This is a genomic window from Stenotrophomonas sp. (assembly GCF_035634915.1).
Lineage (GTDB): Bacteria > Pseudomonadota > Gammaproteobacteria > Xanthomonadales > Xanthomonadaceae > Stenotrophomonas.
Window position 1 is genome coordinate 233,362 of sequence record NZ_DASQCB010000010.1, and the last position, 23,323, is coordinate 256,684.

At 67.4% G+C, this 23,323-nt stretch carries 21 protein-coding genes; 5 read left to right on the forward strand and 16 right to left on the reverse strand.

Annotated features, from left to right (window positions below; genetic code table 11):
- Positions 1 to 356: 356 nt before the first annotated feature.
- The 4 genes from VER16_RS08855 to VER16_RS08870 all read right to left on the reverse strand — a co-directional run bounded on the left by VER16_RS08855 (position 357) and on the right by VER16_RS08870 (position 5,746).
- Complete coding sequence (locus tag VER16_RS08855; RefSeq protein WP_324807283.1) at positions 357 to 1,364, reverse strand: aminoglycoside phosphotransferase family protein; 1,008 nt, start codon at positions 1,362 to 1,364, stop codon at positions 357 to 359.
- 66 nt (positions 1,365 to 1,430) lie between these two features.
- Positions 1,431 to 3,176, reverse strand: coding sequence for an ABC transporter ATP-binding protein (locus VER16_RS08860; protein WP_324807284.1), 1,746 nt, complete (start codon positions 3,174 to 3,176; stop codon positions 1,431 to 1,433).
- Positions 3,173 to 4,957 carry an ABC transporter ATP-binding protein gene (locus VER16_RS08865; protein ID WP_324807285.1) on the reverse strand — a complete coding sequence of 595 codons (1,785 nt, stop codon included), beginning with the start codon at positions 4,955 to 4,957 and terminating at the stop codon, positions 3,173 to 3,175. Before VER16_RS08865 ends, VER16_RS08860 begins: the two co-directional genes overlap by 4 nt.
- A 177-nt stretch (positions 4,958 to 5,134) precedes the next feature.
- A complete protein-coding gene (locus VER16_RS08870; RefSeq protein ID WP_324807287.1) occupies positions 5,135 to 5,746 on the reverse strand; it encodes a TetR/AcrR family transcriptional regulator in 612 nt (203 codons plus the stop codon).
- A 104-nt stretch (positions 5,747 to 5,850) separates the two neighbouring features.
- On the opposite strand from VER16_RS08870, the gene VER16_RS08875 reads away from it, so the two are divergent.
- Positions 5,851 to 6,924 (forward strand): MBL fold metallo-hydrolase, encoded by a 1,074-nt coding sequence (locus VER16_RS08875; protein ID WP_324807289.1) that lies wholly within the window; start codon positions 5,851 to 5,853, stop codon positions 6,922 to 6,924.
- Between the two features lie 513 nt (positions 6,925 to 7,437).
- Here the strand turns inward: VER16_RS08875 and VER16_RS08880 are convergent.
- The 9 genes from VER16_RS08880 to VER16_RS08920 all read right to left on the reverse strand — a co-directional run bounded on the left by VER16_RS08880 (position 7,438) and on the right by VER16_RS08920 (position 18,036).
- On the reverse strand, positions 7,438 to 8,409 hold the full coding sequence (locus tag VER16_RS08880; protein WP_324807291.1) for an ABC transporter substrate-binding protein: 972 nt from the start codon (positions 8,407 to 8,409) through the stop codon (positions 7,438 to 7,440).
- A gap of 13 nt (positions 8,410 to 8,422) precedes the next feature.
- Positions 8,423 to 10,168 carry an amino acid ABC transporter permease/ATP-binding protein gene (locus VER16_RS08885; RefSeq protein WP_324807293.1) on the reverse strand — a complete coding sequence of 582 codons (1,746 nt, stop codon included), beginning with the start codon at positions 10,166 to 10,168 and terminating at the stop codon, positions 8,423 to 8,425.
- Positions 10,165 to 10,725: a GNAT family N-acetyltransferase gene (locus VER16_RS08890; protein WP_324807295.1), complete on the reverse strand. Its 561-nt coding sequence runs from the start codon at positions 10,723 to 10,725 to the stop codon at positions 10,165 to 10,167. The genes VER16_RS08885 and VER16_RS08890 overlap by 4 nt, the downstream gene beginning before the upstream one ends.
- The gene (locus VER16_RS08895; RefSeq protein ID WP_324807297.1) at positions 10,722 to 11,942 is read right to left on the reverse strand and encodes a M20 aminoacylase family protein; all 1,221 of its coding nucleotides are present in this window, start codon (positions 11,940 to 11,942) and stop codon (positions 10,722 to 10,724) included. Before VER16_RS08895 ends, VER16_RS08890 begins: the two co-directional genes overlap by 4 nt.
- 4 nt (positions 11,943 to 11,946) lie before the next feature.
- On the reverse strand, positions 11,947 to 13,290 hold the full coding sequence (locus VER16_RS08900) for an LLM class flavin-dependent oxidoreductase (protein ID WP_324807299.1): 1,344 nt from the start codon (positions 13,288 to 13,290) through the stop codon (positions 11,947 to 11,949).
- Between the two features lie 18 nt (positions 13,291 to 13,308).
- Entirely contained in the window at positions 13,309 to 14,286 is a 978-nt protein-coding gene (locus VER16_RS08905) for an MsnO8 family LLM class oxidoreductase (protein WP_324807301.1), read from the reverse strand.
- Between the two features lie 14 nt (positions 14,287 to 14,300).
- The gene (locus tag VER16_RS08910) at positions 14,301 to 14,663 is read right to left on the reverse strand and encodes a DUF3088 family protein (RefSeq protein ID WP_324807302.1); all 363 of its coding nucleotides are present in this window, start codon (positions 14,661 to 14,663) and stop codon (positions 14,301 to 14,303) included.
- A gap of 166 nt (positions 14,664 to 14,829) precedes the next feature.
- Positions 14,830 to 15,411, reverse strand: coding sequence for an FMN reductase (gene msuE, locus VER16_RS08915; protein WP_324807304.1), 582 nt, complete (start codon positions 15,409 to 15,411; stop codon positions 14,830 to 14,832).
- A gap of 45 nt (positions 15,412 to 15,456) precedes the next feature.
- On the reverse strand, positions 15,457 to 18,036 hold the full coding sequence (locus VER16_RS08920; protein WP_324807305.1) for a TonB-dependent receptor: 2,580 nt from the start codon (positions 18,034 to 18,036) through the stop codon (positions 15,457 to 15,459).
- Between the two features lie 316 nt (positions 18,037 to 18,352).
- Between VER16_RS08920 and VER16_RS08925 the strand changes: the two genes are divergently transcribed.
- From VER16_RS08925 to VER16_RS08935, 3 genes are all read left to right on the forward strand, one after another.
- Positions 18,353 to 19,345: a helix-turn-helix domain-containing protein gene (locus VER16_RS08925; RefSeq protein ID WP_324807307.1), complete on the forward strand. Its 993-nt coding sequence runs from the start codon at positions 18,353 to 18,355 to the stop codon at positions 19,343 to 19,345.
- A 164-nt stretch (positions 19,346 to 19,509) separates the two neighbouring features.
- A complete protein-coding gene (locus VER16_RS08930) occupies positions 19,510 to 19,794 on the forward strand; it encodes a hypothetical protein (RefSeq protein WP_324807309.1) in 285 nt (94 codons plus the stop codon).
- A complete protein-coding gene (locus VER16_RS08935) occupies positions 19,791 to 20,075 on the forward strand; it encodes a type II toxin-antitoxin system RelE/ParE family toxin (RefSeq protein ID WP_324807311.1) in 285 nt (94 codons plus the stop codon). Before VER16_RS08930 ends, VER16_RS08935 begins: the two co-directional genes overlap by 4 nt.
- A gap of 1 nt (position 20,076) precedes the next feature.
- Here VER16_RS08935 and VER16_RS08940 read toward each other — a convergent pair whose 3' ends face one another.
- The 3 genes from VER16_RS08940 to VER16_RS08950 all read right to left on the reverse strand — a co-directional run bounded on the left by VER16_RS08940 (position 20,077) and on the right by VER16_RS08950 (position 22,327).
- Positions 20,077 to 20,562 (reverse strand): hypothetical protein, encoded by a 486-nt coding sequence (locus VER16_RS08940; protein WP_324807313.1) that lies wholly within the window; start codon positions 20,560 to 20,562, stop codon positions 20,077 to 20,079.
- Positions 20,563 to 20,653: 91 nt separating this feature from the next.
- On the reverse strand, positions 20,654 to 21,241 hold the full coding sequence (locus tag VER16_RS08945) for a TetR/AcrR family transcriptional regulator (RefSeq protein ID WP_324807314.1): 588 nt from the start codon (positions 21,239 to 21,241) through the stop codon (positions 20,654 to 20,656).
- A 153-nt stretch (positions 21,242 to 21,394) separates the two neighbouring features.
- Positions 21,395 to 22,327 carry an AraC family transcriptional regulator gene (locus VER16_RS08950; RefSeq protein ID WP_324807315.1) on the reverse strand — a complete coding sequence of 311 codons (933 nt, stop codon included), beginning with the start codon at positions 22,325 to 22,327 and terminating at the stop codon, positions 21,395 to 21,397.
- Positions 22,328 to 22,427: 100 nt separating this feature from the next.
- Between VER16_RS08950 and VER16_RS08955 the strand changes: the two genes are divergently transcribed.
- Positions 22,428 to 23,261: an oxidoreductase gene (locus VER16_RS08955; RefSeq protein ID WP_324807316.1), complete on the forward strand. Its 834-nt coding sequence runs from the start codon at positions 22,428 to 22,430 to the stop codon at positions 23,259 to 23,261.
- The last annotated feature ends 62 nt before the right edge of the window (positions 23,262 to 23,323 follow it).

Below are 23,323 nucleotides of genomic sequence, written 5' to 3' on the forward strand. Positions count from 1 at the left end.
GGCAGGGCTGCGCCCTGCACCTGCCGAGGCAACGGCAACGTCAACTTCAAGAGCGGGTTACCCGCCCGAGGCATGCCCCGGGCCCATGCGGCTCACGCCCCCTCAACCGGATCCACCCCGCCTTCGACAGCTTGCTGCGGGCTGTCGAAACGGCAATCTGCTCTGGTGGGCGTCGACCTTGGTCGACACGGATGAATTCATTCGATATCTGACAGATGTGTCGACCAAGGTCGACACCTACCAACAGCCGCGCAGTCGCCATTACCCACAGTGCCCCGCCATCCCACGGAATGCCGCTCTGGCTTTTGACGGTGACGTTGCCTCGGCAGGTGCAGGGCGCAGCCCTGCCGAAACCCCTACACCGCGCTGTAAGCCCGCTCCGCCGCACAGAACACATTTCCCGGCGCGAACACCTCTCCCAGGTGATGCAGCGCCTGTCGCCGGTGCTGCGGCGGCCGGTACGCGCCCTCGCCTCCCATCAACATCTGCTGGAACTGCACCAGGTCCCGCAGGATGCGCGCGTGCCGGTACCAGGCGATCCACCGCCGATCACCGAGGTCATCGCCATACCCTTCGGCAAAGCCCTGCGGACGCTCGCGCCCCCAGCGCCCGCCCACGGCCGCCCCCACGAACATCAGATCGCGTTCGCGCGGCGCCAGTGACAGGCCATCCCAATCGATGAGATGCAGCGCACCGTCCTGCCCCATCAGCACATTGCCGGCATGCAGATCGGTATGGCAGGGGTGCAGCTGCGGCTGCCGCTCGGCCAATGCCAGCTGCAGCACCCCCGCGCGATCATGCAGCGTGGCGATGCGGTCGCGCTGCCGCGTCCACATCACGTGGAAGGCCCGGCCCCATCGGTCCTGCGCGGCCGGCAACGTTGCCGGCTGCTGCAGCCACTGGCCGACCGTCTGCAGGGCATCACATGCCAGCGACGGCTGCGGCAATCCTTCGGCCAGCGCGCCCGGCAGCTGCGCCGAGTGAAACCGGCGCAGCACGTCGCCCAGGCGCCGCCACTGCACCGTGCTCAACGGCGCCTCGAAGCCGGATTGCCCTTCAATGTACGGGAACAGGGTGAACTGCAGGCCCCAGCGCTGCACCGAAGCACCGCCGGCCGCCGACGGCCACGGCGCCACGATTTCCTCGATGCCCAGCGTGCTGCGCAGCCAGTGCAGGCTGTCCCACACGATCGGGGCCACCTGATAGCGACGGCACTTCAACCACCATTGGCTGCCGCGCGCATCGATGCGGAAAACGTTTGCATTGGCGTCGGCACCGACCACGCGTGGCACCACCGCCGTGGCGGTGATGCCGTAGGACTGCTGCAGTACTTCACCGATCTGCTGCGCCGACGCGAGTGACATGGGGGGCGTGCCATGAAGCCTGGGCTCAGTGTCGCAGATGGCCTGGCAAATGCGTAGGCAATCCCGTCACAACATCGCATCCGCATGGCCGGCCCCTTGCTGCGCGGTCCACAGACGCGCATAGGTGCCTCCCGCAGCGCGAAGCGTGTCATGCCTGCCCTGCTCCACCAGCCGGCCCTGCTCCAGCACCACGATGTGGTCGGCATGGCGGATGCTCTGCAGCCGGTGTGCGATGACCACCACGGTGCGCCCGGCCGCCAGCGCGGTCATCGCCCTGCGGATCTGGACCTCGGCGGTCGGGTCCACGCTGGCCGTCGCCTCGTCCAGCAACAGCACGGGGGCATCCTTCAGCAGCGCGCGGGCAATCGAGATGCGCTGGCGCTCGCCACCGGACAGCGACGCTCCCCCTTCCTCCAGCAACGTGTCATAGCCCTGCGGCAGGGCCATGATGAAGTCATGTGCCTGCGCGCGCTTTGCGGCCTCCTCCACCTGCTCGCGGCTGGCCTCGATGCGGCCGATGCGCAGATTGTCCAGCACGCTGCCGGAGAACAGCACCACGTCCTGGAAGACCATCGCGACCTGGCCGTGCAGCACATCGGTCCCGATCTCACGCAGGTCCGTGCCACCCAGCAGGATGGCACCCTCATCCACATCCCACAGGCGCGCGATCAGGTGCACCAGGGTGCTCTTGCCCGAACCGCTGGGGCCGACCACCGCGGTCAGGCGCCGCGCAGGCAGTACCGTGCTGATGCCCTGCAGGGCCGCGCCGCTTTCGCCGTCGTAGCTGAAATGCACATCACGCAGCTCGATGTCCTGCCCGCCCGGCAGCAGCGGTACGGCAGGCTCATCCAGCACCGCCACCTGCAGCAGCTGCTCGATGCGCGCCAGCGCGCGGCGCCCGAAACGCAGCAGCAGCACCGACAGCCCAAGGTCGAACAACTGCCGGTACAGCGGCGCGGCCAGGACCAGGAACGCCACCAGGCTGGCCGCGGGCAGGCGACCGTGCGCCGACAGCCAGACACCGGCCACGGCCAGCAGCACAAACCCGGTTTCAAGCACGAAGCCATATGCCGCAACCCAGGGCGCCGGGCGCGTTTCCACCTCGATCACAGCGCGATGCTGTTCGTCCAGTGCTGACTGCAGGCGGGTCCAGGCTTGGCCGAACCGGCCGAAGCTGCGGAGAGTGGCGATGCCCTGCAGGTAGTCCTGCAGCTCGGCATTGGCCGTTGCACTGGCCTCCATCACCCGGGCGCCCGCAGCACCCGCCTTCCACTGCGCCACCATCAGCGCCAGTACGGCCAGCGGCACCGTGGCAGCCACCACCAGCGCCAGCCGCCAGTCCAGCCACAGCAGGAAGGCCAGCAGCCCCAGCGGCATCGCCACCCCGGTCACGAACACGCCCAGGAAATGCGACCACAGGTTCTCCACCAGCTCCAGATCCGAGGTCAGCCGGGCGGCAAGATCGCCACCGCGCTGGCGGGTGAACCAGCCCATCGGCAGGCGTCGCAGGTGGTCGGCGATGCGCAGCCGCGCTTCGCCCATCAGCGCATAGGCACCGGTGAACACCAGCGGCATGCCGCGCGAACCGGCCACGATGCGCAGCACCACGCACAGCGCCATGCCCGCTGCCAGCCAGGCGATGCGCGGGCCCTGCAGCTGGCCCGTGAACGCATCACGCAGCAACAGGTAGAGCAGCGGATACGGCGCCGCCGCGAACACCCCTTCAATGGCCGACCACACCAGGCCGCGCGTCAGCCGCGCATCGCGTGTGCCCGACAGTGTGTAGCCGGACTGCACCAGTTCGCGGATCATGCCGCACCTCCTTCCGCGCCCAGGCTCCAGCCACTGGCGGCGCTGTAATCCTTCCAGAGTTGTTGATACGCCTGGCACCCGGCGATCAACTCGTCGTGCGTGCCCTGCCCGGCCACCTGCCCGCCGTCCATCACCACGATGTGGTCCGCATCGACCACGCTGTCCAGGTGGTGGGCCACCATCAGCACGGTGCGCCCGGCGCAGACCGTCTTCAGCGCCTCGCGGATCAACCCGGCGTTCTCGGCATCGGCATGCGAAGTGGCCTCGTCCAGCAGCAGCACCGGGGCATCCTTCAGCAGGGCACGGGCGATGGACAGGCGCTGGCGCTCACCGCCGGACAGGCGCGTGCCACGCTCGCCCAGTGGCGTGTCGTAGCCCTGCGGCAGGGCCATGATGAAGTCATGTGCGCGTGCCGCCTTGGCAGCGGCCATCAGCGCAGCCTCATCGGCCTGCGGGCGTGCCAGCAGCAGGTTGTCGCGCACTGTGCCGTGGAACAGATGCACGTCCTGCAGCACCACCGATATCTGTGCGAGCAGCGCATCCAGCGCCCAGCCGCGCACGTCCACATCGCCCACGCTCACCGCACCTTCCTGCACGTCGTACAACCGTGGCAGCAGCCGCAGCAGGGTACTCTTGCCTGAGCCGGAAGCACCGACCAGGGCAGTGGTGCATCCCGCCTCGGCACGGAAGCTGACCCGCTGCAGCGCCGGCTTCCCGCCGTAGCGATGGCTCACCCCGACGAAGGCCAGCGCATGCGGTGCGGCAGGCTGCTGTGGGTTCAACGGCTCGGACAACGCCGGCGCGTGCAGCAACGCTTCCATACGCTGCAACGAGGCGACCCGATGCATCTGCTCGCCCAGCGCATAGGTCAGGCGCAGCAGCGGCGCCAGCACCACCGGCGCCACCAGCAGGAACAGCACCCAGGTGGCCAAGTCCAGCGAGCCGCGCATCAGCAGCCACGCGCCCAAGGGGGCAATCACCACCACGTTGGCGGTGAGCAGCCCGACGAACAGCACCCAGCCACCGGCACTGACCCGCGCATAGTCGGCCACCCAGGCCACTGCGCCGCGCACCGCATCAGCCAGTTCACCGAAGGAACGCGCGGACAGCCCAAAGGCCTTGACCACATGCACACCGCGTACGTATTCGCCCACGCGATCGGCAATGCGCTTCTGCAGCGCGCTCCATTCCATCATGCGCGCGCCCGAGCGCGACATCAGCCACCACTGGATGGCCACCGCGACCGGCAACGGCGTCAGCGAGGCCAGCGCCAGGCGCCAATCGGCCGCAAACAGCAGCGCCAGCGCGGCCAGCGGCACCATCGCCGCGGCGGCCGCATCGGGCAGCATATGGGCAAGGAAGCCTTCCATCGCATTGACATCGTCGTTGAGCGTGCGCCGCAGGCTGCCGCTGCCGCGATGGGCAAAGAAGGACATCGGCACCTCGCCCAGCCGCCGCGCCATCGCCACGCGCACGCGGTGCTGCACCGAAAACGCGCCACGGTGGGCGAGTACATGGCTGACCGCCATCAGCGCCCAGCGCAGAGCCAGCAGCCCCAGGGCCCAGGCCAGCGCCTGCCGGATCACCTGCGCGTCCGGCGTACTGGACAGCAGCTGCTGCACCACCCGGTACAGGCACCAGAACGGCGCCACGCTCAAGGCCGCCGAAGCGATGGCAGTGAGGGCAGCCAGGCCGAGCAGGCCCGGGGACATCTTCATCAGACCGAGGAAACCACCGGACGGTGGTGCGTCGGCCGGTGGCGGGGTCGCCACGTCGGTCATGGGGGATCTCCAGTTGCGACCCACACGACAAGCTGGCGGCGTGCTGGCAGCAGCGGATCGGATCAGCGCGGAATGCGTGGCTACAGCCTAAGGGCAGCACATCCGCACTGCGGCTGATCGCTGCCCTGCTATCGCTGCACGGTGCGCAGAATCAGATCACGTCGCTGCCGCGTGGGCTCAGCGTGCGTAGAACCCCAGGAACATCGCCACCGCCGATTCGGCGACCTTGCGCCGTTCGACCGGTCCCAGCGGCGGTTGGCCCATGGTGACCTGCGGCCAGAACGCGAAGCCCTTCACCAGGCCCTGCAGCTGGTGGTCGGCGAACTCCGGATCGACCTCACGCAGGCGCCCATCGGCAATGGCGGCGCGGATCCATGCACTCACGCCGCCTTCCTTTTCGCCCAGGCGGCAGACAATCGCCTGCGCTCGCTCGGGGGAATGGATGATCTCAGCCATCGCCACACGCGCCAGATCGATGAAGTTGGCATCGCCCAGCAGGTCCAGTTTCTGCCCGATCAGCTGCAGCAGCTGCACGTCCAGCGGCTGGTCGGCGCGGTACGGCAGCACGACGGCGGCCATGCTGCTTTCCCACAGCTCTTCGAGGATGTGGCCGAACAGTTCTTCTTTGCTGGGGAAGTGGTTGTAGACCGTGCGCTTGGACACGCCGGCCGCTGCCGCGATGCGGTCCATGCTGGTCGCCTCGTAGCCGGCACTGCGGAACTCCTCCACCGCCGCGCGCACGATGGCTTCGCGTTTGCGGTCGGTCAGGCGTTGCGGAGCACGGGACATGGCAGGAACCAGGAAACTGAACAGATGCGCACATTTTACACCGGTCGGTGTACTTTCCTGAAATCGGAAACTACACTGTGCAGTGTACCCAGCGGACGTCCCCGATGAAGCGCCTGCTCCTTGTCCTCCTGTTTGGAACCCTTGCCGTGACCGCCTATACCTTCTGCAAGTCCTGGTCCCTGCCCGATTTCCCCGATTCGCCGCAGTACCGTGATGGCAGGTTCCGCAACGTCCTTGAAAAACCGGCGATGGGCCTGCGCGCCGGCGCCGAGCTGTGGTGGACGTTCCTGTTCAACCGGCCCAAGGGCACCGTGCCGACCGACCCGATTCCGGTGCAGGCGCTGGACCGCGCCACGCTGGACGCCGCACCGGACCGCAGCCTGTTCCGGCTCGGCCATTCCACCGTTCTGTTGAAGCTGCGTGGCCAGTACTGGCTGACCGACCCGGTCTTCTCCAAGCGCGCCTCGCCGGTGCAGTGGATGGGCCCGGCACGCTTCCACGCGCCGCCGATCAGCATTGAAGACCTGCCGCCGATCGCCGGCGTGATCCTCTCGCACAACCATTACGACCATCTGGACCATGCCGCGGTGATGCAGCTGGCCGGCAAGACCGCGCGCTTCATCGCGCCGCTGGGCGTGGGCGACCAGTTGATTGCCTGGGGCGTGGATGCGGCCAAGGTCGAGCAGCTGGACTGGTGGCAGTCCACCGAGGCCAATGGCCTGCGCCTGACCGCCACCCCGGGGCAGCATTTTTCGGGCCGCGGCCTGGGTGACAGCGATCGCAGCCTATGGGCATCGTGGGTGATCCAGGACGGCGACTTCCGCATCTTCTTCAGCGGCGACACCGGCTACTTCGACGGCTTCAAGGCCATCGGCGAGAAGTACGGCCCGTTCGACCTGACCATGATCGAGACCGGCGCCTACGACAAGCGCTGGGCCTTCGTGCACATGCAGCCCGAACAGACCCTGCAGGCGCACCTGGACCTGCGTGGCAAGTGGCTGCTGCCGATCCACAACGGCACCTTCGACCTGGCCCTGCACGCATGGCAGCAACCGTTCGAGCGCATCACCGCGCTGGCGGCGGCGAAGAACGTGCCCGTGGCCACGCCGATCATGGGCCAGGCGCTGGACATGCAGGCGCCTGTGGCGGGCACGCGCTGGTGGGAACCCTCACGTTGAACCCAGCGCGCTGTGGGCTTTGGTAGCTGCCAACCTTGGTTGGCGCTTTCCGTCGACCAAGGTCGACGGCTACCAGAGCAATGGCCCCTCCCGCCTTGGTAGCTGCCAACCTTGGTTGGCACTCTTCGTCTACCAAGGTCGACGGCTACCAGAGCGATGGCCCCTCCCGCCTTGGTAGATGCCAACCTTGGTTGGCGCTTTCCGTCGACCAAGGTCGACGGCTACCAGAGCGATGGCCCCTCCCGCCTTGGTAGCTGCCAACCTTGGTTGGCGCTCTCCGTCGACCAAGGTCGACGGCTACCAGAGCGATGGCCACTCCGCCTTGGTAGATGCCAACCTTGGTTGGCGCTTTCCGTCGACCAAGGTCGACGGCTACCAGAGCGATGGCCACTCCGCCTTGGTAGATGCCAACCTTGGTTGGCGCTTTCCGTCGACCAAGGTCGACGGCTACCAAAGCAAAGGACGGTCGACGGCTACCAAAGCAGGGACGGTAGACGGCTACCCAGGGGGTGGTCACAGATCCGGCAGCCCCGGCGGATTGGTCTGCGACTGCGGCACGGCCTCCTCGGTCAGGTTCCAGCGCGCCAATGCCTGCGCATAGGTGCCGCTGCGGATCTGCGTGTTCAACGCTGCGGTGATGGCGTCAGCCAGACCGCTGCCCTTGCGGGTGGTCGCTGAAATCGCCGCGGCATCCGGCCAGCCACCCGGGAACAGGCCCACCCGGCGCACCTTGCCATCGCGTGCGGAATAGGCGCCCGTAGCATTCGGCTCGAACGACACATCGGCACGCCCGGTGATCACCGCCAGCCGCCCCACCACCGCATCGTCGAAGTACTGGTATTCCACAGGCTTCAAGCCGGCGGCGATGTTCTGCTGGTCCCAGTGCCGCAGGATCTGGTCCTGGTTGGTACTCGCCCCCACCACCACCTTCAACCCGGCCACGTCGGCCGGCTTCTCGATCTTCTGGATCGGCCCATCGGTGCGCGTGTAGATGCCCAGCAGGTCGAAACGGTAGCTGGAAAAATCGAACTTCTTCTTGCGCTCCTCGGTCACCGTCACGTTGGACAGCACCGCGTCGTACTTGCCGGATTCCAGGCCCAGCGGCCAGTCAGGCCAGGCCACCGGCACCAGCACCAGCTTCAGTCCCAGGCCGTCGGCAATCAGCTTGGCGATGTCCGGTTCAACACCCACCACCTGCCTGCTGTCAGCACCATAATCGGCCAGCGGCAGCTGCGCCGGGTGGGTCGCTACGGTCAGCACACCCGGGGTCACGAAACGATAGCCCGCCGGAATCAGCGCCTGCGCCTTCGGGTCTGGCGTACCGGTCAGTGCAGGCGCATCGGCCCCGGCCAGGGTCACGCTGGCGGCGGGCACTGCTGCCGGCGCGCGCACGCAGGAATAGACGATGCCGGCGACGCCGATGACAAGCACCGCACCGATCAACACAGTGCTGCGCGAGGGGCGGCGGGATGCTGCAGGGCTCATGGAAATCCTCGGGTTACAGGGTCTTGGCCAGGAAATCGGCGGTTCGTTGCTGGCGCGGGCGCTCGAACAGCGCCTCGGGGCTGCCCTGCTCGATCACCCGCCCCTGGTCCATCATCACCACGGTGTCGGCCACGCGCCGGGCGAAGCTCAGTTCGTGGGTGACGATCACCAGGGTGGTGCCGGAGCGGGCCAGTTCCTCGATCACGCTCAGCACTTCGGCCACCAGTTCCGGGTCCAGCGCCGAGGTCGGCTCATCAAACAGCAGCACCTTGGGTTGCAGGGCCAAGGCGCGTGCAATGGCGATGCGCTGCTGCTGGCCACCTGACAGCTGGCGCGGGAACGCATCGGCCTTGTCAGCCAGGCCGACACGCTGCAGCAGGTCGCGCGCCTGCTGCTCGGCCTGCGCCCGCGACAGGCCACGCACGGCCATCGGCGCCTCGATGATGTTTTCCAGCGCGGTCAGGTGCGGGAACAGGTTGAAGCCCTGGAACACCATGCCGACCTCGGCGCGACGACGACGGATCTCGCGCTCGGGCAGCTCGTACAGCGTCTCACCCTCGCGGCGGTAGCCGATCAGCTGCCCGGCCACGGTCACGTAGCCGCTGTCGGCGCGTTCAAGGTGGTTGATCAGCCGCAGCAGCGTCGACTTGCCCGCGCCGGAAGGACCAATCAGCACGGTCACGCTGCCGGCGCGCAGCTCCAGGTTCACCTCGTCCAGCACGGTCTGTTCGCCGAACACCTTGCCCACGGAGTGCAGCGAAACCGCCGCGCCCTGCCCCGCCTCCACCCGCGCAGCGATGCGCGGGCGATGCGCCACAGGTACCGCCCCGTCAGCGGCTGTCCGCGGCGGCGAAGGCACCCGTGAGACGCTGCGCTCGCGCTGCAGCTGGCCACGTGCGAAACGCTGCTCCACCCGCCGCTGCAACAGCGAAAGCACGGTGAGGATGACCAGGTACCACACCGTGGCCACCATCAGCAGTGGCACCACCTCCAGATTGCGCCGGTAGATCACCTGCACGGTGTAGAACAGCTCCGGCAACGCCAGCACATAGACCACCGAGGTGCTCTTGGCCAGCCCGATCACATCGTTGAAGGCCGCCGGCAGGATCGAGCGCATCGCCTGCGGCAGGATGATGCGGCGGACCTGGCGCCCGCGCGGCAGGCCCAGCGCCGCAGCGGCTTCATACTGCCCATGGTCGACCGAGAGGATGCCGCCACGGATCACTTCGGCCGAGAATGCCGCCTGGTTCAAGGTCAGGCCCAGCACCGCCGCAGTGAACACACCGATCAGCTGGGTGGTCGGGTACGAGAACAGGCTGATGCCGGTGAACGGCACACCCAGTTCGATGGTGCTGTAGAGATAGCCGAGGTTGTTCAACAGCAGCAGCAGCACCAGCAGCGGTATCGAACGGAACAACCACACATAGCCCCACGACACCGCCGACAGCAGCGGCGAGCCGGACACCCGGGCCAGCGCCAGCAGCGTGCCCAGCGCGAAGCCCAGGCCCGTACCCAGGGCGGTCAGCAGCAGGGTGCGGCCGAGCCCTTCCAGCACCGGGCGCGCGAAGAACCATTCTGCGAACGTGCCCCAGCCCCAGCGCGGGTTGCCCAGCACCGACTGCAGCCCGATCAGGATCAGGGCCAGCGCCAGCACCGTGCCGACGGTCTGCAGCGGGTGCCGCGCCGGCACGATCTTCAACGCGGGCGCGGTTGCCGGGCGGGCCGCAATACGCTCCAGCGCAGTCGATGGCGTGCTCATGCATGGGCTCCGTGCAGCCGTGCAACGCGGGCAGCCGGTCGTGGCGTTGCGGCGTGCAGGTGCTTTTCAAATGGCAGGTGCGCGATGGTCTCCGGGTCCGCCTGCAGATCAAACAGCGCGGTATAGCCATGGCTCAGGTACAAGCCCACGGCTTCGGGCTGGCGGAAGCCGGTAGTCAGGAACACGCGCCGGTAGCCCTGGCGTGCCGCCTGGTCTTCCAGCTCCTGCAGCACGCGGCGGGCGATGCCCTGCCGACGCAGACCAGGCAACGTCCAGATGCGCTTGAATTCAGCGGTGTCTGCATCACGATGCGGCATGAACGCACCACCGGAAATCGCTACGCCATCGCGCAGCAGCAGTACGAATGCACCGACCGGTGCGGCGAACGCCTGCGCCGGATAGCGCTGCAGTTCCTCGCGGGCACTGCCACCGATGCGACGGCGCACATCGGCGTAGCGGCTGTCGTACTCCTGCTCCAGACCATCGAACAATGGTCGCGCCAGCGGGTCATCCACCGAGGTGTAGAGGAAACGCTCGTTGTCGAACTGCACGCTCATGCCGCGCCCTCCACCAGGTAATCCTCGGCCAGCCGCGCCCACAGGCTGGCCGCCGGGGCGATGGCCGCGTCGTTGAACACGTAGCGCGGGCTGTGCAGCGGTGCACTGTCGCCGTTGCCGATGAAGACGAAGCTGCCCGGCCGCGCCTGCAGCAGGAACGCGAAATCCTCGCTGGCGGTACGCGGCGCGAAGGCCGGTACCACCTGCGCTTCACCAAAGCCCTGCCGCGCGACCTCGCGGATGTACGCGGTCTGCTGCGGGTGGTTGATCACGCTGGGGAAGCCACGCGGAAACTCGATTTCGGCACGCGCCCCAAAGGCGGCGGCGGTCTGCTCGGCAATGCCGGTCACCCGGCGGCGCAGGGTGTCGCGCACTTCCGGCAGATAGGCACGCACGGTCAGCGTCAGCTCCACCACATCGGGAATCACGTTGGCCGCCTGCCCGCCGTGGATCGAACCCACGGTGACCACGCCCATCTGCCGTGGGTCCACATTGCGCGACACCACGCTCTGCAGCGCGGTGATGATGTGCGCGGCAACCAGGATCGGATCGACGCTACCCTGCGGCTCGGCGCCGTGGCCGCCCTTGCCGATCACCTTCAGCCGCGCCCAGTCAACAGACGCCATCGCCGGCCCATCAACGAAACCGAAGTGCCCCACCGGCACGCCCGGCCAGTTGTGCAGGCCGTAGATGGCATCCACCGGGAAGCGCTCGAACAGGCCGTCCTCGATCATCCTGAAAGCGCCTGAGCCGGTCTCTTCGGCCGGCTGGAACACCAGCTGCAGGGTGCCATTGATGCGCCCGTGGTGGGCCAGGTAGTGCGCCGCCGACAGCAGGATGGCGGTGTGGCCATCGTGGCCGCAGGCGTGCATCAGCCCCTCGTTCTGGCTGGCGTAGGCCAGGCCGGATTCCTCGTGAATCGGCAGCGCATCCATGTCCGCGCGCAGGCCCAGCCGACGGCTGCCCTGCCCCCGCTGCAGCGTGCCCACCACGCCGGTGCCACCGACGCCCGTGGTCACCGCATAGCCCCATTCCTGCAGCAGCTCGGCCACACGGGCACTGGTACGGTGTTCTTCGAACGCCAGCTCGGGGTGGCGGTGCAGATCATGGCGAAGGGCAATGGCCTGCTCGGCGCGTGCGGCAATCTGTGGCAGCACGCCGGTGGGCTGTGAAGTCCGCCGGGCGTGGCCCGGCGCTACCGATACGTCTCCGCTCATCGCCTTACCCCACCTTCCGCGCCGGCTCGGCGTCGGCTGCATGGCGGCTGGCCTTGCGTGGCAGGCCCAGATGGTCGCGCAGGGTCTGCCCTTCCAGCTCGCGCTGGTGGTAGCCGCGTGCCTGCAGGATCGGCAGTACCAGCCTGACGAAATCATCCAGGCCTTCGCGCTGCGCAGCAAAACCCAGGATGAAACCATCGCTGGCACCCGCATCGAACCAGCGGATCAGTTCGTCGGCCACGCGCTGCGGCGTGCCGATGAAGTTCGGCCGCGGGCTGACCGCCTGCAGTGCCACCTGGCGCAGGGTCAGGCCCTGCTCGCGCGCGTCCTGCTTGATGCGGTCGGTGGTGGAACGGAACGAATTGCTGCCGATGTCGCCCAGCTCGGGGAACGGCGCATCCGGGTCGTACTGGCTGAAATCGTGATGGTCGAAGAAGCGACCCAGATAGGCCAGCGCATCGTCCAGGCTGGCCAGCGCGGCGATGGCCTGGTATTTGGCCTCCGCTTCTGCTGCCGTGTGGCCGACGATCGGGCCGATGCCGGGGAAAATCTTCACGTCGTTGCCGCTGCGGCCATGGGCAATGGCCGAGTTCTTCACCTTCTGGGTGAACGCACGCGTTTCCTCCAGCGAAGGCGAGTGGGTGAACACCGCATCGGCATACTTGCCGGCCAGCGCGATGCCATCGTCGGACGAGCCGGCCTGGAAGATCACCGGCTGCCCCTGCGGCGAGCGCTGGATGTTCAACGGCCCTTCCACCTGGAAAAACCTGCCCTTGTGGTCCAGACGGCGGAATTTCTCCGGCGCGAAGAAGGTGCCGCTGTCGCGCTCGCGCACGAACGCATCGTCATCCCAGGAATCCCACAGGCCCTGCACCACGTCCAGGTACTCATCGGCAATCTGGTAGCGCAGCGCGTGTTCCGGGTGCGGGCGGCCGTAGTTGCGGCCCGAGCCTTCCAATGGCGAGGTCACCACGTTCCAGCCCGCGCGGCCGCCACTGAGCAGATCCAGCGAGGCGAACTGGCGGGCCACGGTGAACGGGTCGCTGTAGGAGGTCGACAGCGTGCCGGCCAGGCCGATCTTCTTCGTCGCGGTCGCCAGTGCAGACAGCAGCGAAATCGGCTCGAAGCGATTGAGAAAATGCGGAATCGACTTCTCGTTGATGTACAGGCCATCGGCCACGAAGCCGAAGGCGATGCCGTTCTCCTCGGCGGTACGCGCGATGTCGATGTAGAACTGCAGGTTGACGCTGGCGTCGGCCGGGTTGGAAGGGTGCTTCCAGGCATGCATGTGGCTGCCGGGGCCCTGCAGCATGATGCCGAACGGAATGTGGCGCGGGGTCGTGCTCATGGGGGTCGCTCCTGCAGGTCAGGCCACCGCCGCGCGCGGCGCGGGCGACAGCAGTTCAAGGGAAGTCAGGCGGGCATCGAGGTCGGCCACGGGGGCGTCGAGGATGAATTCACCTACGCCGAAGCGCCGGTGCAGTGCGTCCAGCTCGCCGCGCACATGGGCGGCATCGCCGGACAACACGCTGGGCCGCGTTTCTTCGATATGGAAATCACTCACGCCCACCTGCCGCGCGTACTCGGCCGCAGCCTCCGGGCTGGGCAGGTTCACCGTCTGCCCTGGGCCCAGATGCAGCTTGTAAACCCGCAACGCGCCGATATGCCGCGCGGCGGCTTCGGCAGTAGGCGCCGCAAAGGCCACGGTGGCCAGCAGCGGTGGCTGCGACGACAGCGCGCGGTAGGCGTCGAACGCCGCTTCGATATGGGAAGGATCACCATCGAAGTGGGCGGCGTAGACGAAGCGCCAGCCAAGCTCGGCCGCCTGCCGTGCACTCTGCGGGCTGGCACCCAGCAGGAAGCGTTCGGGCGCGGTCTGCGGCAGCGGCCGCGCCTGCGCGTCTTCGCGCGAGCCGGACAGATAGCCTTCCAGATCACGCAGCTGCTGGGCGAAATCTGCGAAGGCCGGTCGGCCTGCGGCCAGTGCTGCGGTCGAGGCCGGCAGGCCACCGGGGGCCTTGCCCACGCCCAGGTCCACGCGGCCCGGCGCCAGGGCCGCCAGCAGATTGAAGTTCTCGGCCACCTTGTACGGCGCGTAATGGCGCAGCATCACCCCACCACTGCCGATGCGGATGCGCCGGGTCTGCGCCAGCACCCAGGCCGCGAGCACTTCCGGTGCCGGGCTGGCCAGGGTCGGCGCCGCGTGGTGTTCGGCAAACCAGTAACGATGGTAGCCCAGCTGTTCGGCCCGCTGCGCCAGCTGCAGGCTGTTGCGCAGCGCCTGCTCCGGCGTGCCGCCGTCGGCCACCGGGCTCTTGTCCAATACGCTGATCAGGTAGCTCATGCGCGCGTCCTCGCTCAGGGGTGGGCCACGGGAATGCCGAGCAGCCCGTTCAGGGCAGCCAGGATCGGTTCGGCGCCGGAAACGTATTGCCGCTCGTGGTGGGCGCCGTTGGCGTGTTCGCTGTGCACGCCCTGTGGCAGCACCAGCTTGGGCAGCGACTGGTCCTGTTCGCCGATCTCGGCAATCACCTCGCGGCGCGGTCGTGCAAAGCCGATCCGGCGCACGTCCAGCTGCGCGTCCAGGCCGTCGATGCTCGACAGCGCGCCTTCCAGCAGCAGGCTGTGGCGGCAGAAGAAGCGCTGTCCAGGCAGCTGGCCGTCTTCGAACTGGCGGTCCAGCAGGAACAGGATGGGTTTGGAAGTTGCATCTACAGCCACGGGGTCGTCCTCATCAGGTCCGGCACCGCAGTGCCGCTTCGTCTTCGATGCTAGAGAAGGCCGGCGCTGCAGCTGCGCCATCGCGCGACAATCGGCGGTCAGATCCGGCCACGCAGATGCGCCTTGGCGATAAGCACACTGCCGTCGGTTATGCCGGGGTGCGGCATCACGCAATACGCCGCAGCGGTGCCGGCACGGCCACGGCCGGCTGCGCTACGTGTCCGGCCGCACGCTCGGCCGCCAACGCGATGCGTGCCTGCAGTGCCGTGCTGCTGATCTGTGCACCGTCAAAATCGGCCGGCGTGGCATACACCCCGATCGGCAGCGTGTGCGCCTGCAGGAAACTGAACAGCGGTCGCAGCTGGTGGTCGATCACCAGCGCATGCCGTTCGCTGCCTCCGGTGGCGGCCAGCAGCACCGGCGTGTCCACCAACGCCTCCAGCCCGATGAAGTCGACCAGGTGCTTGAACAGCCCCGGGTAGGAGCCTCGATACACCGGCGCTGCCACCACCAGCAGGTCGGCCGCTTCCACCGTGGCCAACGCGTGCTCCACCGCAGGGTCGACCTCGGCACGCGACAGCGCCTGGCCCAGCGAACGCGCGATCGGCGCCAGCTCCACCAGCGTCGCGCTGGCATGCAGGCGCTGCTGCAGTGCCTCCAGCAGATGCCGCACCAGCAGCAGCGTCCGCGACGTTGCCGAACTCGTTGGCGAGCCAATCAATGCAACCACGTTCAATGCAGATGACATGCAATCCTCCGTTGTAGAGTCGAGCCATGCTCGACTTCGCTTCAATCAGAACCGGTAATTGACCCGCCCATACCAGTACGCACCGACCGTGCTCAGCACATCGCCGGTATCCCAGGTGGTCTCGATGCTGGCCACGTCGCTGGCACTGCGTGCGTACTCGGGCACCTTGCGGGTGCGCTTGTCGAACAGGTTGTTGATGCCCAACGCGGCGCTCCAGCCGCCGCCCAGCTCGACGCCGCCGGACAGATTGGTCACCAGCACCGGTGGCTGCTTGTATTCCACGCCGTTGTTCAGCCGCTTGATCGGGCCGTAATAGGTGAAGTCCAGGTTCGAGCGCCAGCGCCCGTTCTGCCAGCCCAGGCCCGCCACCTGCGTGTAGCTGGGCGTGCGGAAGCGCAGTGCGTATTCGCTGGATCTCGTCAGCAGGTTGATGTTCGGCAGGCCCTGCAGCGCGGCAGGAATGTCGCTGACCTTCTGGATGGTGGTGCGGCCCACGTTGGCCGCATACGTCCAGCGCAGCTTGCCCCATGCCGTCTCCTGGTTCGCCTCCAAGGTCAGCTCGACGCCGCGCGTACGGGTGTTGCCCACGTTGGTGAAGTAGCTGGCATAGAACGCATCGCCGGGCAGAATGCTGATGCCGGCCGTGCCCAGCAGTGCATCGATGGTGTTCTTCTGCGCCGTGGTCAGCACCGTGCCGCTGTTGTCGGTGATGCGCGCCGGGTCCTGCGCGTTGTAGCCAATCTGGCTGGACTGGCCCAGCTGCCCGCGGATGTCGATCTGGTAGGCGTCCACGGCCAGATGGAAAGCCGGGCTCGGGTCCCAGGTCACACCCAGGCTGTAGTTGTTCGCCTTTTCCGGCTTCAATGGCGTCGCGCCAAGGGCCACCGCCGCAGGCGATGACACCTGTGCCACCAGCGTGGTGCCGCACGGGCAGCTGCCGGTGGCCTGGTAGAACTGCGCGCCCAGGCTGGGCGCGTGGAAGCCATTGCTGACCGTCGCACGCACGCCCAGCGCATCGGTGAAATCAAAGCGCGTAGTCAGCCGCCCGGTCGAAACGCTGCCGAAATCGGAATGATCTTCCCAGCGCGCAGCGGCATCGAGGTACCAGCGCGAGGTGATGTTGCTGGCCGCGCCCACGTACACCGCCTTGCTGTTGCGCGTGGCCTTCACCGCATCGGCGGTGGAATAGCCGACGAATGCCGCCGCACCGAAACCGGTGTACGACTCCCACTGCCCTGCGCCGCGCTCGTACTGTTCATGCTGGTACTCGGCACCGGCACTCACCTCCAGCGGCGAAGCCAGTGCTGCCACTTCAAAGCCGCGACGCAGGTCGAGGTTCGCGATGCCCTGCTGGTAGTCCAGCTTGCCATCGTAGAAGTCGGTGGGCGAGCCCGGGTACGGTAGCGAGAAGTTGGCCGAACTGCGCGTATAGGTGCGCACCGTGCTGCGGTTGCCGGTCAGGCTGGCGTCGTAGTCCCAGCCAGCCAGCTGGCCCTTCACGCCGGCACTGCCGGTGTACTGCTTCTCCTTGGTTTCCAGCACCGGCAGGAAGCCATCGGGCCACACGCTCAGCACGCTCGGTGCCTTGTAGGTGGTGAAGATGGTGGCCGGCAGGCGGAAGTTCTGGATGGCCTGCGCACTGCGGTCGCTGGCCGTGGCTGTGGCGTAGAACTGCGCGTTGTCACCCAGGCCATGGCCGGCATTCACTGCAAACGCCCGCAGCGAATACGACGGCGAGCTGAGGATGGTGTTGGCCTCGGCATCGCGCGTGGCCTCGGCCGGGTTCGGCGTGGCACCGGCCGGCAGCTGGTTGTTCGGCCGCAGCGCAACCAGGTTGCCGCTGGCGTCCACCGCCGGGTAGCTCAGGTAACCGTCGATGTAGCGTCGCGTGCGGATGGCATGGTGCTGGCGGGTGGTTTCGCCGGAAAGGTTGACGAAACCATCCTCGCCCCACGGCAGGCCGATGTTCGCGCGCACGCTGGTCCGCGTACCGTCGCCATCGATGCTCTGCCCGCTTTCCACCGCGACATCGCCGCCATGCGCCTGCGATTTCAGGATGACATTGACCACGCCGGTGATGGCATCGGACCCGTAGATGGCCGAGGCACCATCGCGCAGCACTTCGACATGGTCGATGGCCGCCACCGGAATCAGCGCCAGATCGGCCCAGGCGTGGCCGGGGAAGCCGCCGCCATTGGCACCGCTGACATAGGCGCTTGCATTGCGGCGCTTGCCGTTCACCAGCACCAGCGTGTAGCCCGGCGACAGGTTGCGCAGCTGGTAGCCACGGATCAGGCTCTCCTGGTCACTCTGGTAGCCACCAATCTGGCTCAGCGATGGCAGGCTGCGCTGCAGCGCTTCGAGCAGGTTGGCCTGGCCGGTGGCCGCCAGGTCTTCGGCGGAGATCACATCGATCGGGGTGGAACTGTTCTTGACCGTACGCGTGCTGGTGCGCGAGCCGGTCACCACCACGGCATCCAGCGTGGACGCGGCCAGGTTGGCCGACGCCGCCGTCGTGGCAGGCGCATCGGCATCGACCTCGGCGGCATGGGCGGTGGCAGCGGCCAGTGCGGCGGTGATCAGGACAGCAAGGGTGTTGAGGACAGGCGAATGGGCGGCAGGCATGGGGGCTCGTGGGGGTGGGCCGGAGACACAGCCCCATTCAAAGACCCCAGCCCTCACCGCAACAGCCGATATCGCGTCACCCAACCGTCAAATCCGGCCAGCCACATGACCGCTGGTAATGACCTTACGCAAGGGGTGATGCCCGGGGTCGGATCCCTTCCATAGGAAGGGCTCTGACCCCGGTTCGCGTACCGGGCGTCTGCGGGGTCAGAGCCCGTCCTGCGGACGGGATCCGACCCCATCCATATACCCCACCGGCATCTGCACATGCCTGCACACCGCTGTGCGCGTACCACGCCATGGGTAGCATCGAACCATGCCCATCGACCCCACCGCGCCCACCGTTGCCATCGTGGCCTGCCACGGCCAGGGGCTGTTCGAATTCGGCTGCGCGGTCGGCCTGTTCGCCCCCATCCGCCCGGAGCTGGGCGTGGCCTGGTACCGCACCCAGCTCTGCGCCGGCGAACCCGGTGCGCTGCGCATGCTCGGCAGCGCACAGGTGCAGCTGCCCTACTCGCTCGACACCATCGACGACGCCGACATCATCGTCATTCCCGGCTGGCGCGAACCCAGCGAACGACCCCCGCAGGCCCTGCTGGATGCGCTCATCCGCGCCCACGCGCGTGGCGCACGCATCACCTCCATCTGCTCGGGCGCCTTCGTGCTGGCCTGGGCCGGCCTGCTCGATGGCCGCCAGGCCACCACCCACTGGCGGCTCACCGAAACGCTGGCGCGCGACTTTCCGCGCATCCATGTGCGCGAGGATGTGCTGTACGTCGATACCGGCGACATCATCACCTCGGCCGGCTCGGCCACCGGCATGGACATGATGCTGCACATGGTGCGCAAGGATTACGGCGCGCGCGTGGCCAACCTGGTGGCCGAACGCCTGGTGCTGGCACCGTGGCGCGATGCCGAGCGCAGCCAGCGCGTCAGCCGCGCCATCCCCAACGGCGAACCCACGCGGCTGGCGAAACTGATGGAATGGATGCGCCACAACCTGCGCGAGGCCCATTCGCTGGGCAGCCTGGCCGAGCAGGCCGCACTGAGCCAGCGCACGCTGCAGCGGCAGTTCCTGGAAGCCACCGGCCTGTCGCCCATCGACTGGCTCATCCGCGAACGCGTCACCTTCGCCCGCGAACTGCTGGAAACCACCGACCGCCCGCTGCAGTGGGTGGCCGAACAGGCCGGGTTTGGATCGCAGGAATCGTTCCGTCGGCATTTCCGTGGTCTGGTCGATGCCAGCCCGACGGAATACCGCAGTCTGCATCGTGGTGCGCTCAGTGCGGACCGGCTGGTGGGGTGCTGAGCCACGGCGCAGCGCAACTGACGCATCCAGCCTCGCGCCGTCCGGTCAGCCGCGTTAGCCTTCACCTGGCGGAATACTTCCGGCCCTTTGTACTGGCCGCTCACAGGTTGAAGCGCGGACGCATGTTACGCTGTTACTACCGTGTAACACACAGGATGAACACCATGAACGAGGCCACGTTCACGTTCCGAGTAGATGAAGCTCTCAAGCAGGCGTTCGGGGATGCAGCCAAAGCGCGCGATCGCACCAGCGCACAGCTGCTCCGGGATTTCATGCGTGCCTTCGTGCAGCAGCAACAACCGTCAGAGAACGACGCTCAGTTCCGTCTGCAGGTGCAGGCAGCACTCGACGCTGCAGACGCAGGGCAATTGGTTCCCTCAAGCGAGGTGGAAGCTCGTTTCGCGGCACGCCGTGAAGCAACCAGGCGCAGGCTTGAATCCACCAAGTGAGAAAGCTGTTCTGGACACCACAAGCCATTGAAGACCGCGAGCTGATCTATACGTTCATCGAGGTGGACAGCCCGAATGCAGCGCTGGCTCTGGACGAAAAGTTCACTGAGCGATCCACTTGCCTGATGCACCATGCTGAGCTCGGTCGGCCCGGGCGAGTTCCGGGCACCCGGGAATGGGTGGTCCATTCCCGCTATGTAATGGTCTACGACGTCATGCCTACGCAGGTACGCGTGCTGCGTCTGCTGCACACAGCGCGCGCCCCAACCGACAGCGATTGACTCAGCAACGCGAACGGATCCGCCAGCACTGCGCCGCAAACCCGATCACGAACACCACCGCGCACCCCAGCAACACCTGCAGCACCACCGGTGCCAAGGGCGCGGCCGCAACCGGGTGGCCCACCGGCAGCCGCGTCAGCGTTTCGTTGGTGCCTGGCACCAGGGACAGCAGGAAGCTGAAAGACAGGGCGAACGTCGACAGATACGGTGCCAGCCGCCCGAAGAAGCGCAGCCGCCCCACCAGCACGCCTCCGAAAGCAATCAGGAGCACGATCACGCCAAACGCGTGTCCGGGATTCAGGCCGCCCGTGCTCGATACCGTGAATGACGTCACCACCGACAACAGCAGCCCAAGCAGATAGAGCTTGCCCGACCGCGTGCCGGGGTCGATCGCGCGGTGGCGGATGAAGCCGTACAGGCCGGCCAGGACCGGAACCAGGCTGACGGCGGTGTGGATCGCGCCGAGCAGGGACAGAGGGTGTGCCATCGAGGTAACTCCGTTGAGATTATGAACCTACTAGTAGGTAGGCACTCTGGGTAAAAAGAAGGCCCGCGCTGGCGCAGGCCCATCACACACATCAAGCCGCAGCGCTGACCCGCGCAATTGCCAACCGGGCCAATGCCGGGAACGTGGCCGCATCAGCGAAGCCCCGCGCGGCCAGCATCGCGCCGTGCACCGACGACATGAACGCCCTGGCCTCATCCGCCGCAGACCCCTGCAGGCGCAGCTGGCCCATCGCCGCGCCCTTTTCCATGGTCACGGCCAGCCAGCCGCTGAGGTCCTCGAAGTGCCCGCGCACTTCGTCGGCAATTTCAGCCGGAATCATCGGCCCCTCGGCCGCCAGCATCGCGCAGATGCAGAACGAGGACGTGCCGCCGGCAATACAGCTGGACCAGTAATCCACATAGGCGTTGAGTTCCTGCAGGGGGTCGCCCAGCTGGCGGTCCAGCAGGGCCAGGCCCTCGCGCGCCTCGGCCCGGTACAGCGCCACCACCGTGCGCACCAGGTCCACCTTGCTGGGGAAGTGGTGGTGGATGCTGGCCTTGCTGATGTTCACCCGCGCCGAGATGTCGGCGTAGCTGAAACCGTTGTAGCCGCCGGCTTCCAGCAGCGAACGGGCATGGGCCAGGATCTCGTGGGCCTTGGGGGAGAGTGGGTCTTTCATGGTCGCAAACCTACTAGTTGGTAGGGCGACTGTCAAATCTGCCAGGCATGGCCTGGCACTACTGGCTGGGCTTGCTGTCAAATCTGCCAGGCATGGCCTGGCACTACGGGCTGGGCCGGCCGTTGGTCGTGCCGGGCCACGCACGGCGGCTCCTCAGTGCGAAGACACGTACGCCGCATCCACCGGCGCCGGCGGCAGCGCGAAGCTGCGCCGCATGCGCGCCACCTCGGCTGCGGGCGGCAGCCCGAACAGGCGCTTGAATTCGCGGTTGAACTGCGACGGGCTGGCGTAGCCCACTGCCAGCCCCGCTGCCTCGGCCGTAATGCCCTGCCGCAGCATCAGCAAGCGCGCCTGGTGCAGGCGGGTCGACTTCACGTACTGCATCGGCGAAGTGCCGGTGATGTCACGGAAGTGCGCATGGAAGGTCGGCACGCTCATCCCCGCCTCGGCCGCCAGCCCCTCCACCTCCAGCGCCGTCGCATAGGCCCCATGGATATGCCGCAGCACCTTGCCGATGCGGCCAAAGCGCCCGCGCATCGCCAGTGCCTCGCGCATCGCGCCGCCCTGCGCACCGGTCAGCACGCGGTAGTACAGCTCGCGCACCCGCGCCGGCCCCAGCACCGCCGCCTCCAGCGGATCGCCCAATGTTTCCAGCAGGCGCAGCACGCTCGCCTGCATCGCCGGCTGCATCGGGCTGGACATCATGCTCTGTGCCTGCGCAGGCGCGGCGTCCACGCGTCCGTCCAGCTCCAACACCAGATCCGCAGCCATCTGCAGATCCAGATGCAGGTAGATGGCCAGCAGCGGTTCCTCGGCTGTCGCCTCGGTTTCCATGGTGAACGGCACCGGCACCGACACCGCCAGGTAGTGCTGCGCGTCGTACTGGTACACCTGCCCGCCCAGGTAGCCGCGCTTCACCCCCTGGCAGACGATCACGATGCCGGGGTCGTACAGCACGGGCGTGCGCGCCAGCGGTCGGTTGGAACGCAGCAGCCGCACGCCCGGCAACGCGGTCAGCGTGTAGCCCTCCGCCGTTGCCAGCGCCTGCAGCCGCTCCACCATGCGTGCCTGTAATGGCTGTTGCATCGCACATCCATAGCAATAGGCAAGAACGGCCGAATCCTAGGCCTGGGTCGGCAGCAGGGCAAGTACTAACGTGCAAGCTCCTCCACAGAAGGCAACCCGCATGCCCTCCCCCCGTCTGTTCCTCATCACCGGCGTCAGCAGCGGCTTCGGCCGTGCGCTGGCCGAGCAGGCCCTGCTCGCCGGCCACCGCGTGGTCGGCACCGTGCGCACTGAACAAGTCCGCCAGGATTTCGAAACCCTCGCCCCTGGCCGCGCGTTCGGGCGCCTGCTCGATGTCAGCGACGCCAGCGCCATCGACACCCTGGTCACCCACATCGAAACCGACATCGGCGCGCTGGACGTGCTGGTCAACAACGCCGGCTACGGCCACGAAGGCATCCTCGAAGAATCCACCCTGGCCGATCTGCGCCAGCAGTTCGAGGTCAACGTGTTCGGCCCGGCCGCGCTCATCAAGGCCGTGCTGCCGCACATGCGCGCGCGCCGCCGCGGCCACATCCTCAACATCACCTCCATGGGCGGCTTCATCACCCTGCCCGGCATCGCGTGGTACTGCGGCAGCAAGTTCGCGCTGGAAGGCATCAGCGAAGTGCTGGGCAAGGAAGTGGCCGCGTTCGGCATCCATGTCACCGCTGTCGCGCCCGGCTCGTTCCGCACCGATTGGGCCGGCCGTTCCATGGTGCGTTCGCCGCGCGCAATCGGCGATTACGACGCCCTGTTCGATCCCATCCGCAGTGCGCGTGAAGCCAAGAGCGGGCAGCAGCTGGGCAGTCCGGCCAAGGCCGCACAGGCCATGCTGCAGCTCATCGACAGCGAGGCACCGCCTGCACACCTGCTGCTGGGCAGCGATGCCGTGCAGCGGGTGCGCGGCAAGCTGCAGGAGCTAAGCGACGGCATCGAGCAGTGGGAGGCCGTCAGCCGTTCGACCGACGGCTGAGTCGCTACGCTCGCCGGGCATGGCCCGGCGCTACCGGGTCACGGGCCTGTCGGCACGGGGGC